This window comes from Streptomyces lanatus (assembly GCF_014655715.1).
GTDB classification, from domain to species: Bacteria; Actinomycetota; Actinomycetes; order Streptomycetales; family Streptomycetaceae; genus Streptomyces; species Streptomyces lanatus.
Window position 1 is genome coordinate 49,201 of the sequence record NZ_BNBM01000007.1, and the last position, 13,757, is coordinate 62,957.

Annotated in this window: 12 protein-coding genes and 1 pseudogene; 11 read left to right on the top strand and 2 right to left on the bottom strand. The window is 71.6% G+C overall.

The genetic code is table 11. The features are described 5' to 3' along the window. The first annotated feature begins 24 nt into the window (after positions 1–24). Genes IE325_RS19855 through IE325_RS19870 form a run of 4 tightly spaced genes read left to right on the top strand, consistent with a single transcriptional unit; the run spans position 25 to position 4,083 of the window. Entirely contained in the window at positions 25–1,164 is a 1,140-nt protein-coding gene (locus tag IE325_RS19855) for an acyl-CoA dehydrogenase family protein (protein WP_190071299.1), read from the top strand. Between the two features lie 17 nt (positions 1,165–1,181). After that, positions 1,182–2,750: a 4-coumarate--CoA ligase family protein gene (locus tag IE325_RS19860; RefSeq protein ID WP_190071300.1), complete on the top strand. Its 1,569-nt coding sequence runs from the start codon at positions 1,182–1,184 to the stop codon at positions 2,748–2,750. Further along, positions 2,747–3,481, top strand: coding sequence for an enoyl-CoA hydratase family protein (locus tag IE325_RS19865; RefSeq protein ID WP_190071301.1), 735 nt, complete (start codon positions 2,747–2,749; stop codon positions 3,479–3,481). The genes IE325_RS19860 and IE325_RS19865 overlap by 4 nt, the downstream gene beginning before the upstream one ends. Further along, complete coding sequence (locus tag IE325_RS19870) at positions 3,469–4,083, top strand: TetR/AcrR family transcriptional regulator (protein WP_190071302.1); 615 nt, start codon at positions 3,469–3,471, stop codon at positions 4,081–4,083. Before IE325_RS19865 ends, IE325_RS19870 begins: the two co-directional genes overlap by 13 nt. A 15-nt stretch (positions 4,084–4,098) precedes the next feature. Here the strand turns inward: IE325_RS19870 and pdxH are convergent, their stop codons facing one another. Then, a complete protein-coding gene (gene pdxH, locus IE325_RS19875; RefSeq protein WP_190071303.1) occupies positions 4,099–4,788 on the bottom strand; it encodes a pyridoxamine 5'-phosphate oxidase in 690 nt (229 codons plus the stop codon). Between the two features lie 323 nt (positions 4,789–5,111). Between pdxH and IE325_RS19880 the strand changes: the two genes are divergently transcribed. From IE325_RS19880 to IE325_RS19900, 5 genes and pseudogenes are all read left to right on the top strand, one after another. Then, the gene (locus IE325_RS19880) at positions 5,112–6,212 is read left to right on the top strand and encodes a citrate synthase 2 (protein ID WP_190071304.1); all 1,101 of its coding nucleotides are present in this window, start codon (positions 5,112–5,114) and stop codon (positions 6,210–6,212) included. A 183-nt stretch (positions 6,213–6,395) separates the two neighbouring features. Continuing rightward, positions 6,396–7,715 carry a serine/threonine-protein kinase gene (locus IE325_RS19885; protein ID WP_190071644.1) on the top strand — a complete coding sequence of 440 codons (1,320 nt, stop codon included), beginning with the start codon at positions 6,396–6,398 and terminating at the stop codon, positions 7,713–7,715. 329 nt (positions 7,716–8,044) lie between these two features. Beyond that, positions 8,045–8,455: a RidA family protein gene (locus IE325_RS19890; RefSeq protein WP_190071305.1), complete on the top strand. Its 411-nt coding sequence runs from the start codon at positions 8,045–8,047 to the stop codon at positions 8,453–8,455. 31 nt (positions 8,456–8,486) lie between these two features. After that, the gene (locus IE325_RS19895; RefSeq protein WP_373315196.1) at positions 8,487–8,912 is read left to right on the top strand and encodes a GNAT family N-acetyltransferase; all 426 of its coding nucleotides are present in this window, start codon (positions 8,487–8,489) and stop codon (positions 8,910–8,912) included. Between the two features lie 166 nt (positions 8,913–9,078). Next, positions 9,079–10,491, top strand: a pseudogene (locus tag IE325_RS19900) (PAS domain-containing protein). A gap of 16 nt (positions 10,492–10,507) precedes the next feature. On the opposite strand, the gene IE325_RS19905 reads toward IE325_RS19900, so the two are convergent. Next, positions 10,508–11,263 carry an SIS domain-containing protein gene (locus IE325_RS19905; protein ID WP_190071307.1) on the bottom strand — a complete coding sequence of 252 codons (756 nt, stop codon included), beginning with the start codon at positions 11,261–11,263 and terminating at the stop codon, positions 10,508–10,510. Between the two features lie 238 nt (positions 11,264–11,501). Here IE325_RS19905 and IE325_RS19910 point away from each other — a divergent pair, with 238 nt between their 5' ends. Then, entirely contained in the window at positions 11,502–12,194 is a 693-nt protein-coding gene (locus tag IE325_RS19910) for an iron-dependent transcriptional repressor DtxR (RefSeq protein ID WP_190071308.1), read from the top strand. A gap of 639 nt (positions 12,195–12,833) precedes the next feature. Next, on the top strand, positions 12,834–13,733 hold the full coding sequence (locus IE325_RS19915) for an alpha/beta fold hydrolase (RefSeq protein WP_190071309.1): 900 nt from the start codon (positions 12,834–12,836) through the stop codon (positions 13,731–13,733). Positions 13,734–13,757: the final 24 nt, after the last annotated feature.

Genomic DNA, 13,757 nt, shown 5'->3' on the forward strand with positions numbered 1-13,757 from the left:
AACCCGCACCCGGAAGGGGTCCCCATGCCACCCACTCTCGAATCCGAGGAACACAAGGCCCTCCGAGCAGCCGTATCCGCCCTCGGCACCCGCCACGGCCGAACCTACGACCGAGAAGCCCTCTGGTCTGAGGCGGCCAAGCTCGGCTACCTCGGCGTCAATCTCCCCGAGGAGTACGGAGGCGGAGGCGGCGGCATAGCCGAACTCTCCATCGTCCTCGAAGAACTCGGCGCCGCGGGCTGCCCGTTGCTGATGATGGTCGTGTCACCGGCGATCTGCGGCACGGTGATCGCCCGCTTCGGCACCGAGGAACAGAAACGCGAGTGGCTGCCCGGCCTCGCCGACGGCACCCGCACCATGGCCTTCGGCATCACCGAGCCCGACGCCGGCTCCAACAGCCACCGCATCACCACCACGGCCCGCCGCGACCCGGACACCGGGGACTGGCTGCTCACCGGTCGCAAGGTCTTCATCTCCGGCGTCGACATAGCCGACGCCACCCTCATCGTCGGCCGCACCGCGGACGCCCGCACCGGCAGCCTCAAGCCCTGCCTGTTCATCGTCCCGCGTGACGCGGAGGGCTTCCACCGCCGCCAGATCGACATGGAACTCGCCGCCGCCGAGAAGCAGTTCGAGCTGACCCTCGACGACGTACGGCTGCCCGCCGACGCGCTCGTCGGGGACGAGGACGCGGGGCTGCTCCAGCTCTTCGCCGGGCTCAACCCGGAGCGCGTCATGACGGCCGCCTTCGCGATCGGCATGGGACGGTACGCCCTCGCGCGTGCCGTCGAGTACGCGCGCGAGCGCACCGTCTGGAAGGCCCCCATCGGCGCCCACCAGGCCATCGCGCACCCCCTCGCCCAGGCGCACATCGACCTGGAGCTGGCCCGCCTGATGATGCAGAAGGCGGCCTACCTGTACGACGCGGGGGACGACGTCGGCGCAGGTGAGGCCGCCAACATGGCGAAGTACGCGGCCGGGGAGGCCTGCGTGAAGGCCGTCGACCAGGCCGTGCACACCCTCGGCGGCAATGGATTCACCCGTGAATTCGGGCTCGCCTCGTTGATAACCGCCGCGCGCGTGTCTCGTATTGCTCCGGTGAGCAGGGAGATGATTCTCAACTACGTCTCCCACCAGACCCTGGGCCTGCCCAAGTCGTACTAGGCCGTCTTGGAGGAACCGTGTTCCGAAGCGCATACGCAGACGTCCCGGCCGTAGAACTCCCCATCCACGAGGCCGTACTGGGCCGGGCCGCCGAGTTCGGTGAGGTGCCCGCGCTCATCGACGGCACGGACGGCATCACCCTCACCTACGAGCAGCTCGACCGGTTCCACCGGCGAGTCGCCGCCGGTCTGGCCGAGGCGGGTGTCCGCAAGGGCGATGTGCTCGCCCTGCACAGCCCGAACACGGTCGCCTTCCCGACGGCGTTCTACGCGGCCTCGCGCGCGGGTGCCTCCGTCACCACCGTGCATCCGCTCGCCACGCCCGAGGAGTTCGCCAAGCAGCTCAAGGACTCGGCGGCCCGCTGGATCGTCACCGTGTCGCCGCTGCTGGAGAGCGCACGCCGGGCCGCCGAACTCGCGGGCGGCGTCCAGGAGATCTTCGTCTGCGACAGTGCGCCGGGCCACCGCTCGCTCATCGACATGCTGGCGTCCGCGGCCCCCGAACCACAGGTCGACATCGACCCCGTGGCGGACGTGGCGGCGCTGCCGTACTCCTCCGGCACCACGGGAATCCCCAAGGGCGTGATGCTCACCCACCGCCAGATCGCCACCAACCTCGCCCAGCTCGAACCCGCGATATCGGCCGGGCCCGGCGACCGGATCCTCGCCGTGCTGCCCTTCTTCCACATCTACGGCCTCACGGCCCTGATGAACGCGCCCCTCAGGGTGGGCGCCACGGTCGTCGTCCTGCCCCGCTTCGACCTGGAGACCTTCCTCGCGGCCATCCAGAACCACCGCATCACCGGCCTGTACGTCGCCCCGCCGATCGTCCTGGCCCTCGCCAAGCACCCGCTGGTGGCGCAGTACGACCTGTCGTCCCTGAAGTACATCATCAGCGCCGCCGCACCCCTGGACGCTCATCTCGCCGCCGCCTGCTCGCAGCGCCTGGGCCTGCCGCCGGTCGGGCAGGCGTACGGCATGACGGAACTGTCGCCCGGCACCCATGTCGTCCCGCTCGCCGCCATGCGGGACGCGCCCGCCGGCACCGTCGGCCGGCTCATCGCCGGCACCGAGATGCGGGTCGTCTCCCTGGACGACCCCGACAAGGACCTGGGTGTCGGCGAGTCCGGCGAGATCCTCATCCGCGGGCCCCAGGTCATGAAGGGCTACCTCGGCCGCCCCGATGCCACCGCCGCGATGATCGACGCCGACGGGTGGCTGCACACCGGCGACGTGGGTCATGTCGACGCCGGCGGCTGGCTGTTCGTCGTGGACCGCGTCAAGGAGCTCATCAAGTACAAGGGGTTCCAGGTGGCCCCCGCCGAGCTGGAGGCACTTCTGCTCACCCATCCCGGTATCGCCGACGCGGCTGTGATCGGCGTCTACAACGACGAGGGAAACGAGGTGCCGCACGCACATGTGGTCCGCCAACCCTCCGCCACCGACCTCACCGAAGGAGAGGTCATGATGTACGTCGCCGAACGCGTCGCCCCCTACAAGCGCGTCCGCCGGGTCACCTTCATCGACGGGGTGCCCAGGGCCGCCTCGGGCAAGATCCTGCGACGGGAACTCCGGGAGCGCGCATGACGTTGATCGGTCGTACCCGCGCGCGCGGCGTGGAATCCCTCAGTCTGGACTCCCCGGACACTCGCAACGCACTCTCGGCGGCACTCGTCGGCGAGCTGACCGACGCGCTGAAGGACTGCGCCAAGGACACCGGCGTACGCGCGATCGTCCTCACCCACACCGGCAACACCTTCTGCGCGGGCGCGGACCTGCGCGACCCTCCGCCCCCGGAGGCGCTGGTGGCGCTGCTCCGTCAGATCGTCGAACTGCCCAGACCGGTCGTCGCCCGCGTCACCGGCCACGTCCGCGCGGGCGGCCTCGGTCTCCTGGCGGCCTGCGACATCGCGGCCGCGTCCCACGAGGCCACCTTCGCCTTCACGGAGGTCCGCATCGGCGTGGCCCCCGCGGTGATCAGCCTCCCGATCCTGCCCCGCACCGACCCGCGCGCCCTGGCCCGCTACTACCTCACCGGCGAACGCTTCACCGCGCCGGAAGCCGCCCGCGTCGGCCTGCTCACGACGCACGCCGACGACGTGGACGAGGCGCTGGCCCCCATCCTGGACGGCCTGCGCAGATCCGCCCCCGAGGCCCTGGCGGAGACGAAGGCGCTGCTCACGGCTAAGGTGCTGGAAACCTTCGACCGGGACGCGGCCGACCTGACCGCGCTCTCGGCCCGGCTGTTCTCCTCCGCGCAGGCCCGCGAGGGGATGACGGCCTTCCTGGAGAGACGGGATCCGGAATGGGTGGTGTGAGCACAGTCGGCGACCGCGTGGACCGCGTGCCCAAACAGGACCGCAGCCGCGCGACCAGGCAACGGCTCCTGGAGGCCGCCGTGGCCTGCCTCGCCGAGCACGGCTGGGCCGGCTCCACGGTCTCCGTGGTCGCCGAGCGCGCCGGTGTCTCCCGAGGCGCCGCCCAGCATCACTTCCCGACCCGCGAGGACCTCTTCACGGCGGCGGTCGAGTACGTCGCCGAGGAACGCTCGACGGCCCTGCGCGCCCTGTTCGCCGAGGACACGGCGGCCGACCGCCGCGCCGTCGTGTCCGCCCTGGTGGACCTCTTCACTGGCCCCCTCTTCCGGGCGGCCCTGCATCTGTGGGTCGCCGCGTCGAACGAGGAACAGCTGCGCTCCCGCGTCACCGAGCTGGAGGCCCGCGTGGGCCGCGAGACCCACCGCATCGCGGTCGACCTGCTCGGCGCGGACGAGTCCCGCCCGGGCGTACGGGAAACGGTCCAGGGCCTCCTCGACATGGCCCGCGGCCTGGGCCTGGCCAACCTCCTCACGGACGACGCGGGGCGCCGGGAGCGAGTGGTGGCGCAGTGGGCGGGACTGCTGGACGACGCCCTCGGCTGAGCGCCTGGAGCACCCTCAGGGACTGAGCCGCTCCACCCGCCATCCCCCGTCCTGCTCCACCACGTACCGCAACCGGTCGTGCAGCCGGTTCTCCCGGCCCTGCCAGAACTCCACCGTCTGCGGGGCCACGCGGAAGCCGCCCCAGTTCGGGGGCACCGGGACCTGCTCGCCCTCGGGGTAGCGGGCGGCGAGTTCGGCGTACGCGGCGTCGAGGTCCGCTCGGGAGAGGACGACCGAGGACTGGGCGCTGGCCCAGGCGCCGAGCTGGGAGCCGTGCGGGCGGGTGCGGAAGTAGGCGGCCGTCTCGTCGCGCCCGGTGCGGCGGGCCACGCCCGTGACGATGACCTGGCGGGCCATCGGATGCCAGGGGAAGAGCAGGGAGACGTACGGGTTCTCGGCGAGGTCGTGGGCCTTGCGGGAGTCGTAGTTGGTGTAGAAGACGAAGCCCTGCTCGTCGAACTGCTTCAGCAGCACCGTGCGGGAGCTGGGCCGGCCCTCGGCGTCCGCGGTGGAGACGATCATCGCGTTCGGCTCGAAGAGGTGCGCCTCCGACGCGGCCTGCTTGAACCAGCGCGCGAACTGGGCCACCGGCGTGGCTGCCAGATCGGTCTCGGTGAGCCCCTCGGCCCGGTAGTGCTTGCGCATCGCGGCGGGGTCGGGGGCGGGCTCTGCGGGATCGAAAGGGACGGCGTCTCGGTCGGTCACGCGGTCATCTTGCCGTATCCGCACGGGCGTCGTCCGGCACGGTGCCGTCGTCGCGCATGGCACTCAGTGCCGCAGGGGCTGCCAAAAAGTGGCACTGAGGGTTATCGTTCTGATGCCGTTCCGGTTGGGTGACCGCCAGCCGCACGGGGCATCACAGGGGTACGCCCCCGGACTGCGAGTCCGCCGAGGCCCGGAATCCCGTACGTCCGGAATCCGAGTCCGTGACCGTGGATCCACCGGTGCATGCCCAGATCTCCGCCGTTCGACATGTGGTCGTCCCACCCACAACCCCATTCGTCGCACACATCATGAGGAGCCGCCTGATGTCCGATTTCGTACCCGGGCTCGAGGGAGTCGTCGCGTTCGAGACGGAGATCGCCGAACCGGACAAGGAGGGCGGCGCCCTTCGGTACCGGGGCGTCGACATCGAGGACCTGGTCGGCCATGTCTCGTTCGGCAATGTCTGGGGGCTGCTCGTCGACGGTGCCTTCCGGCCCGGACTGCCGCCCGCCGAGCCGTTCCCGATCCCCGTGCACTCCGGCGACATCCGCGTGGACGTGCAGTCCGCGCTCGCCATGCTGGCCCCCGTGTGGGGCCTGAAGCCGCTGCTGGACATCGACGAGGAGCAGGCGCGGGCCGACCTGGCCCGAGCCGCCGTCATGGCTCTCTCCTACGTCGCCCAGTCCGCGCGCGGCCAGGGCCTGCCCATGGTGCCGCAGCGCGAGATCGACAAGGCCCAGTCCGTCGTCGAACGCTTCATGATCCGCTGGCGCGGCGAGCCCGACCCCAAGCACGTGGCCGCCGTGGACGCCTACTGGACGTCCGCCGCCGAGCACGGCATGAACGCCTCCACCTTCACCGCCCGCGTCATCGCCTCCACCGGCGCCGATGTGGCCGCGGCGCTCTCCGGAGCCGTAGGAGCAATGTCCGGCCCGCTGCACGGCGGCGCGCCCTCCCGTGTGCTGCACATGATCGAGGAGATCGAGCGCACCGGCGACGCGAGCGCCTATGTGAAGCAGACCCTCGACAAGGGCGAGCGCCTCATGGGCTTCGGCCACCGCGTCTACCGCGCCGAGGACCCCCGCGCGCGCGTCCTGCGCCGCACCGCCCGAGAGCTCGGAGCACCCCGCTTCGAGGTCGCCGAGGCCCTGGAGAAGGCGGCCCTGGAAGAGCTCCACAGCCGGCGCCCGGACCGTGTCCTGGCCACGAACGTGGAGTTCTGGGCCGCCATCGTCCTGGACTTCGCGCAGGTCCCGGCGCACATGTTCACGTCCATGTTCACCTGTGCCCGTACGGCGGGCTGGTCGGCGCACATCCTGGAGCAGAAGCGCACCGGCCGCCTCGTGCGCCCCTCCGCCCGCTACATCGGCCCGGGCCCGCGCGACCCGCGCCAGGTCGAGGGCTACGCCGACATCGCGCACTGAGCGCCACGCGCGCGTACCCCTTGGCCGGCGCGAGGGGTACGCGGCGACGGCGCACGGAACGTGACTGATCCACTCCGCCAGTATGCTGTTGCGGCTGCGGCACTCCCTCCATCACCCGTTCCCACGCGGTGAGTTACGCCTGCGGCGATCGAGACGTCCGACGGCATGGGGGATGGGGAACAGGTGCTGATAGCGGGCCGCTACCGGCTGAGCGAGTCGATCGGGCGCGGTGGCATGGGGGAGGTCTGGCGGGCCTACGACGAGACGCTCGGCCGGCATGTCGCCGTCAAGCTCCTGCTGCCCCAGGACACCGACCCCACCGCCACCTCCCGGTTCCGCCTGGAGGCGCAGACCGCCGCCCGGATCGACCATCCGAACGTGGTCGGCGTACGGGACTTCGGCGAGCACGACAACCAGCTCTACCTGGTCATGGAACTCGTCGAGGGCGACAGCCTCGCCCGGCTGCTGGCCCACTCCGGCGCACAGCCCGCCGAGCGCGTGGCCCTCATGGCGGCCCACGCCGCCGCCGGGCTCGCCGCCGCCCACCGGCAGGGCATCGTCCACCGCGACATCAAACCGGGCAACCTGATGCTGGACGCCGACGGCACCCTCAAGATCGGTGACTTCGGCATCGCGCGCTTCATGGACGACCCCGGCGCCGCGCTCACCGCCACCGGGCAGATCGTCGGCACCAGCCTCTACCTCGCCCCCGAGCGCGCCCTCGGCCGGCCGGCGGGCCCGCCCTCCGACGTCTACTCGCTGGGCTGCGTGCTCTACCAGCTGCTCACCGGCCGCCCGCCCTTCAACGCCGACACGGCCGTCGCGATCCTCCACCAGCATCTCGACGCCGCCCCCGTACCGCCCCGCGAACTCGGCGTCGCCGGCCTGCCGCCCGCCTTCGAGAGCTACCTCCTCAGCCTGCTGGCCAAGGAGCCCGAGGACCGGCCCGCCGCCCAGCAGGCCGCCGACTGGTTCGCCGGCGGCGCCTGGCGGGGGCGTCCCCAGCCGCTCCCCGAGGCGTCCGCGCCGGCCGCCCCCGCGGGTCGTCGGAGCCGGGTGGGCGAGACCAGCAACCCGACGACCTACATGCTGCCCTCGGCCCAGGCGTCCCCACCGGGCCGCGGCGCACCCGGCCGGGCACACTCCCGCTCCAGACCCCGCGCCCGCTCCGGCACCCGGCGCGCGCTGATCACGGTCGCCGCGGCGGCGCTCTTCATCGCCGCGATGCTCCTCGGCATGCTGTGGTTCTCACCGGACACCACCACGGCGGAACACCCGAAGACCGACGCCCCGCCGAGCCCGACCACCTCCGCGTCCCCCTTGGACTCAAGCCCCTCACCTCTCACCACACCGACCCTGGCGACGGAGACGGAGACGACGGCCGGTCGCGAGGAGCGCCGGGAGGAGGAGAAGCGAGCGCAGAAGCAGCGCGAGCAGGAGCGGCAGCGCGCCGCCCAGCAGGGCGACGACGGCGATGACGACGACGGCGGCGAGGACGACTGAGGGCCGGGCTCAGGGCCCCGGAACGCAGACGACCCGCGAGCTCGGGTCCCTCCGCCGAAGCGGGGGAGCCGGCCGGACGTACCGGCGAACTCGCGGGTCGGGTGACTGCTGGGATTGGGCCGGCTGCACGCGTCTGTCACGTGCTGGTCCGGCACCGCACTGGGTGGGGTGACGGGCCGCTAGCCCGCAGCCACCTCACGCGTCCGGTATGCATACATCTGCCGAACCACCTCCCTTCTCGTGTGCACCACACATTAGGAAGCCGTCCGGCCCCGATCAACCGCTTTTTTTCGTGGACCTGTCCGCGCCGCTCGCCTAGCGTTCCGAACATGACAAAGCAGCAGGTGGCGAGGCGCGCCATTCTCAGCGGTTCGACCTTCGAGGAGCAGATCGGGTACGCGCGTGCCGTGGTCGACGGGGACTGGGTGCATGTCTCGGGCACGACCGGGTTCGACTACACGACGATGACCATCTCCGAGGACGTGGTGGAGCAGGCCGAGCAGTGTCTGCGGAACGTGGGGGCCGCGCTGGAGGAGGCGGGGTGTTCGTTCGCCGACGTGCTGCGGGTGCGGTATCTGCTGCCCGCGCGGGAGGACTTCGAGCCGTGCTGGCCGGTGCTGCGGCGTTACTTCGGGGAGGTGCGGCCGGCGGCGACGATGATGATGTGCGAGCTCGTGGATCCTCGTATGAAGATCGAGATCGAGGTGTACGCGCGCAGGGGAAGTGGGTCTCGTGTCTGATCTTCGGATTGCCCCGGTGGACGGCGACGCCATGCTGAGGGAGTGGCGCCATGTCCACAACGTGATCGTGCCCCCGGACGAGCTCAGCCTCGATGAGGTACGGGAGCGCAGCGGGCGGCATCAGCTGCGGAACGCGTATCTCGGGGACGTCCTCGTGGGCTGCTCGACCGTCCGGCCGCCGCAGGGCGACGAGGGCGCGGCCGTCGTCATCGCGCGCGTGCTGCCCGAGTACCGGGGGCAGGGGTTCGGGGCCGCCCTGTACGACGACGGGCTGGCGCACGCGCGCGTGCTCGGTGCGCGGGAGGTGCGCACCGTGGTGCTGACCGCCAACGCGGAGGGGCTGCGGTTCGCCGAGCGGCGCGGCTTCGTGGAAGTCGAGCGCTATGTGGCCCCGGAGGACGAGAATGAGGTGTGGCTGACCTTGCGACTGGTCGGCTACGAGCAAGGCGTGGCGTAGGGGCGGCTAGTGGCGCCTGTGGTCGGTTTCAGCCGATTTCCGCCGTACAACGATTCCTTCAATCTTGGGGGAACTCGATGTGTGCTGCGTCACGTTCCAGTTAGATGATGACGAGTGAGCGAACCGACGCGTCGTACGTGCGGACGTAGCTTGGCAGGGGGTCCATGTGAGTGCTTCCCGGCGTAGTGGGACCACCGACGAGCTGGGGCCGGACGAACCCGAGCGGGACGGCTCGGAGGGTTCGGCAGGCGGCTCGGATCTGTTGGCCGCGCTGCTGGACGGTATGGACGCGGCCCTGTGCGCCTTCGACGGGGACGGGGTCGTCACCCATTGGAACCGTGAGGCGGAGCGGATCCTGGGCTGGAGCGCGGCCGAGGCCGTGGGACGGCGCGGATTCGCCGGGTGGGCGGTGCGCGAGGCCGACGCCGAGGAGGTCGAGGGGCGGCTGATGTCCGCCATGCAGGCCCCCGGACGGCAGGTGCACGAGTTCGCGCTGCTCACCAAGGACGGCGGGCGGGTGCTCGTACGGACGCAGTCGGCGGCCGTACGCGGTCCAGACGGGAAGCCCGCCGGGGTCTACTGCGCCTTCAGCGAGGTGCACACACAGATCGATCTGGAGCGGTCGATCGCGCTCAGCGAGGCGCTGTTCGAGGACGCGTCGTGGGGTGTCGTGCTGGTCGACGCCGATCTGCGGCCCGCCGTGGTGAACGCGCACGCGGCCCGGGCGCTCGGCATCGGCCGTACGTCCGTGCTGGGGCGGCCGCTCGGTGAACTGCTCGCCCAGGGCGTCGAGGAACTGGAGAGCGCGCTCACCCATGTGCTGGCCGAAGGTGCGCCGCCCGCGCCCGCCGAGATCTGGGTGAGCGTACGCACACCGGACGGCGACCGGCGTCGCTGCTGGCGCTGCGGCTTCGTACGGCTGGCGTCGCCGCTCGCGGAGGAACCGGTGCCGCTGGGCGTGGGCTGGCTGTTCCAGGACGTCACCGAGGCCAAGCAGGCGGAGCAGGAGGCGGCGACGCTGCGGTTCCGGGTCAACCAGCTGCATCGCGCCGCGCGTGCCGCCGCCGAGTGCGAGGACCCCGCGGAGGCGGCGACCGTACATCTGGACTTCGCGCTGGCCGGGTTCGCCGATCATGCCCTGATCGACCGGATCGCGGGCGGCGCGGTGGCCGACGGGGACACCTCGGACGCACCCGTACGGCTCGTCCGGGTCGCCGGGACCCCCTCCGGGGCGCACGGGCCGAGTCTGCTCGGCGGAGAGGCCGGGCTGCCCGTGCGCTACGGCTAGGGGCATCCGGCGCTGCAGTGCGTGTCCCGGGCCGGCTCTGTGCGGGCCGACGCGGGCGACATGCCGGCGGAGCGGGCCCGTGAGTGGGCGCTGCGGCGGCAGTGGCCGGCGGACGCGGTGCACGCCTTGTGCGCCGTGCTGCGCAGCCGCGGGCGCACGGTGGGGGTCGTGACGTTTCTGCGGGGCTCCGGACGCACCGCGTTCGAGCGGAGCGACGCGGTGTACGCCGAGGACGTGGCGGTACGGATCGCCGCCGCGCTGGACCTGGCCGGGGCCCTGGGCCCGGAGTAGCGGGCGTGCGGTCGCCTCAGCGCCGGTAGAAGATCCGGTCGCCGTACTTCTCGAAGATCCCGGCGTTCCAGTCGTGCCCGCCGTCGACGTTGCCCGAGCGCAGCAGCGGGGGCTCGATGCCCCGGTCGGCCAGGGAGGCGGCCGCCGTCGCCATGACGGCCTGGAGCAGGGCCGAGGTGACGACCGAGGACGCGGGCGCGAAGGGGGCCGGGATGGTGTCCAGGGTGAGTTCCGCGTCGCCGACCGCGATCTTCGAGTCGAGGACGATGTCGCAGTGGTCCTTGAGGAAGGTCCCGGAGACATGGCGGGACGTCGTCTCCGACGCGTACGCCACCGAGGTCACGCCGATGACCTTGACGCCGAGGGCGCGGGCGTTGACGGCCATCTCCACGGGGAGGGCGTTGCGGCCCGAGAGGGAGATGATCACCAGGGCGTCGCCCGCGCGCAGCGGCGAGCTGTCCAGGACCGCGCCGGCGAGGCCGTCGACGCGCTCGAGCGCGGAGCCGAGGGTGGCCGGCATGACATCGACGCCTACTACGCCGGGCACGGCCAGCAGGTTCATCAGGGCGAGGCCGCCCGCGCGGTAGACGATGTCCTGGGCGGCGAGCGAGGAGTGCCCGGCGCCGAAGGCGAAGAGCCGGCCGTCGGCGGCGACCGTGTCGGCGAGCAGGGTGCCGGCCGCCTCGATGCTCCCGGCCTCCTCGGCACGGACCCGCTGGAGCAGGCCGATCGCGGCGTCGAAGAACTGGTCGGCCGGCGTGCTGTCGCTCATGCGGGGCCCTCCGCGGGTGGGGGTGGGTTCGGGTGTGTCGCGGATCACCGTGCGGTCTGGACCAGTGCGGTGTCAATACGGCCGGAGGCCCGGCCCGCGGTCCTTCAACCCGCTCGTTTCAACGGCTCGGCGCGGTTGTCTGTGGTATCCGGCAGAATTGAGTGCAGGGCCAGCGCACGCGCCGTGGAGCTGTCTCGCTTCCGGCTGAGCTAATCGCAGAGCTAATCGAGGGGCACGTATGTCCGGACTGATCGACACCACGGAGATGTATCTCCGCACCATCCTCGAGCTGGAGGAGGAAGGTGTGGTCCCCATGCGCGCCCGGATCGCCGAGCGGCTGGACCAGAGTGGGCCGACCGTGAGCCAGACGGTGGCGCGGATGGAGCGTGACGGACTGGTGTCCGTGGCGACCGACCGGCATCTGGAGTTCACGGACGAGGGGCGGCGGCTGGCCACCCGCGTCATGCGCAAGCACCGCCTCGCCGAGTGTCTGCTCGTCGATGTGATCGGGCTGGAGTGGGAGCAGGTGCACGCCGAGGCCTGCCGCTGGGAGCATGTGATGAGCGAGGCCGTGGAGCGGCGGGTGCTTGAGCTGCTGCGCCACCCGACCGAGTCGCCGTACGGCAACCCCATCCCCGGCCTGGAGGAGCTCGGCGAGAAGGACGGCGCCGACCCGTTCCTGGATGAGGGCATGGTCTCGCTGGCCGACCTGGACCCGGGCGTCGAGGGCAAGACGGTCGTCGTACGCCGGATCGGGGAGCCGATCCAGACCGACGCGCAGTTGATGTACACGCTGCGTCGGGCGGGCGTGCAGCCCGGCTCGGTGGTCAGCGTGACCGAGTCCGCGGGCGGTGTGCTGGTGGGCAGCGGTGGTGAGGCGGCCGAGCTGGAGGCGGACGTCGCCTCGCATGTGTTCGTCGCCAAGCGCTGAGTCGGTCTTCGGCCATCTTGAGTTCGCTCCTCGGTAACTCCCGGTAGGGAAGCGGGAGTTGTGGGGGTTCCCGTCGAACTCTTTCGTTGCTCTTCGTTCCAAGATTCAGTGCGCGGAATCGCAGCGCCCGGCCGATCCGCGTGCCAGGCTGTCGCGTGAGGCATATGACCTGAGGGCTCTGGGCCGTGATCGACAGCGATGCGTCCGGCCGGGGAGGGGGCGCGAGGATGTGCCGTGAACAGGGAGAGGGCCCCGGCGCCGCACGGCGCCGGGGCCTGTCCTCCCCTGTGCTGACCCGGAGCCCCGAGCTCCCAGGGTCATCCCCTTCGGACCGGTTTCCCCGATCGGTCCGCCTCCCGGTGAAGGTCTCCCCTCGGCGCCGGCGATCAATCCTGGGAGGGGGTCACTCGAATGAGGGGTGTTGCTCGCGGAGCCCGCTTCTTCGAATAGGAGTTCGATAGTCTGCGTGTGACGGGTCACGCGGAACGTGCGCTTCAGGATTGTGCGCATAAGATCACGTCAGGCACACAAGGCATGCACATCGCGTGCAGATACGGCAGGCACAGCAGACACGGCAAGCAGCGGACGACGGGATCCGCCGACTCGAGCGGTCCGAGCGGAGCTAGGGGGGCCAGACCTATGGCGCGGCGCATCGACGTGACCGGGACAGGCGGCGTACGGCTCGCGGCCTGGGAGTTCGGCGACCCTCCCAAGACCGACCCGCCGAAGAGCGACCCCACGACCGAGCACGACGGCCCGCTCGGCGTCCTGTTACTGCACGGCCTGATGGGCCGCGCCTCGCACTGGGCCTCCACCGCCCGCTGGCTCTCCGAGCGGCACCGCGCCGTCGCCCTGGACCAGCGCGGCCACGGCCGCAGCGACAAGCCCGCGCAGGCCGCCTTCACACGCGAGGCCTACGTCGACGACGCCGAGGCCGCCCTGGAACAGCTCGGCCTCGCCCCGGCCGTCCTCATCGGCCACGCCATGGGCGCGCTGACCGCGTGGCAGCTCGCGGCGCGGCGCCCCGACCTCGTGCGCGGCGTGATCATCTGCGACATGCGGGCCTCCGCGCTGGGCGCGGCCTCGCAGCGGGAGTGGGAGGACTGGTTCAAGGCCTGGCCCGTTCCCTTCGCCACCCTCGCCGACGTACGGAAGTGGTTCGGGGAGGACGACCCCTGGGTCGAGCGGCCGAACCCCGCGCGCGGTGAGTTCTACGCCGAGGTCATGCACGAGTGCGAGGACGGCTGGCGGCCGGTGTTCGTGCCGGACCAGATGCTGCGGTCCCGCGAGACATGGGTGTTCGACGCGCACTGGGAGGACCTGGCCCAGGTGCGGTGCCCCGCGCTGGTCGTGCGCGGGCTCGACGGCGAGCTCGGCCGGGCGGAGGCCCAGGAGATGGTGCGGGTGCTGCCTCGCGGGGAGTACGCGGAGGTGCCCGATGCCGGGCATCTGGTGCACTACGACCAGCCCGAGGGGTGGCGTGCGGCGATCGAGCCGTTCCTGGACGCGGTGCGGGCGGGGGGCGCCGGGCGCCTGTGAGTCAGGCGCTCGGTACCGAAGCGA

Coding starts and splice junctions, on each gene's coding strand:
- IE325_RS19855 (WP_190071299.1), top strand. CDS start 25: ATGCCACCCACTCTCGAATCCGAGGAACACAAGGCCCTCCGAGCAGCC.
- IE325_RS19865 (WP_190071301.1), top strand. CDS start 2,747: ATGACGTTGATCGGTCGTACCCGCGCGCGCGGCGTGGAATCCCTCAGT.
- IE325_RS19870 (WP_190071302.1), top strand. CDS start 3,469: ATGGGTGGTGTGAGCACAGTCGGCGACCGCGTGGACCGCGTGCCCAAA.
- IE325_RS19880 (WP_190071304.1), top strand. CDS start 5,112: ATGTCCGATTTCGTACCCGGGCTCGAGGGAGTCGTCGCGTTCGAGACG.
- IE325_RS19890 (WP_190071305.1), top strand. CDS start 8,045: ATGACAAAGCAGCAGGTGGCGAGGCGCGCCATTCTCAGCGGTTCGACC.
- IE325_RS19895 (WP_373315196.1), top strand. CDS start 8,487: ATGCTGAGGGAGTGGCGCCATGTCCACAACGTGATCGTGCCCCCGGAC.
- IE325_RS19905 (WP_190071307.1), bottom strand. CDS start 11,263: ATGAGCGACAGCACGCCGGCCGACCAGTTCTTCGACGCCGCGATCGGC.
- IE325_RS19910 (WP_190071308.1), top strand. CDS start 11,502: ATGTCCGGACTGATCGACACCACGGAGATGTATCTCCGCACCATCCTC.
- IE325_RS19915 (WP_190071309.1), top strand. CDS start 12,834: ATGGCGCGGCGCATCGACGTGACCGGGACAGGCGGCGTACGGCTCGCG.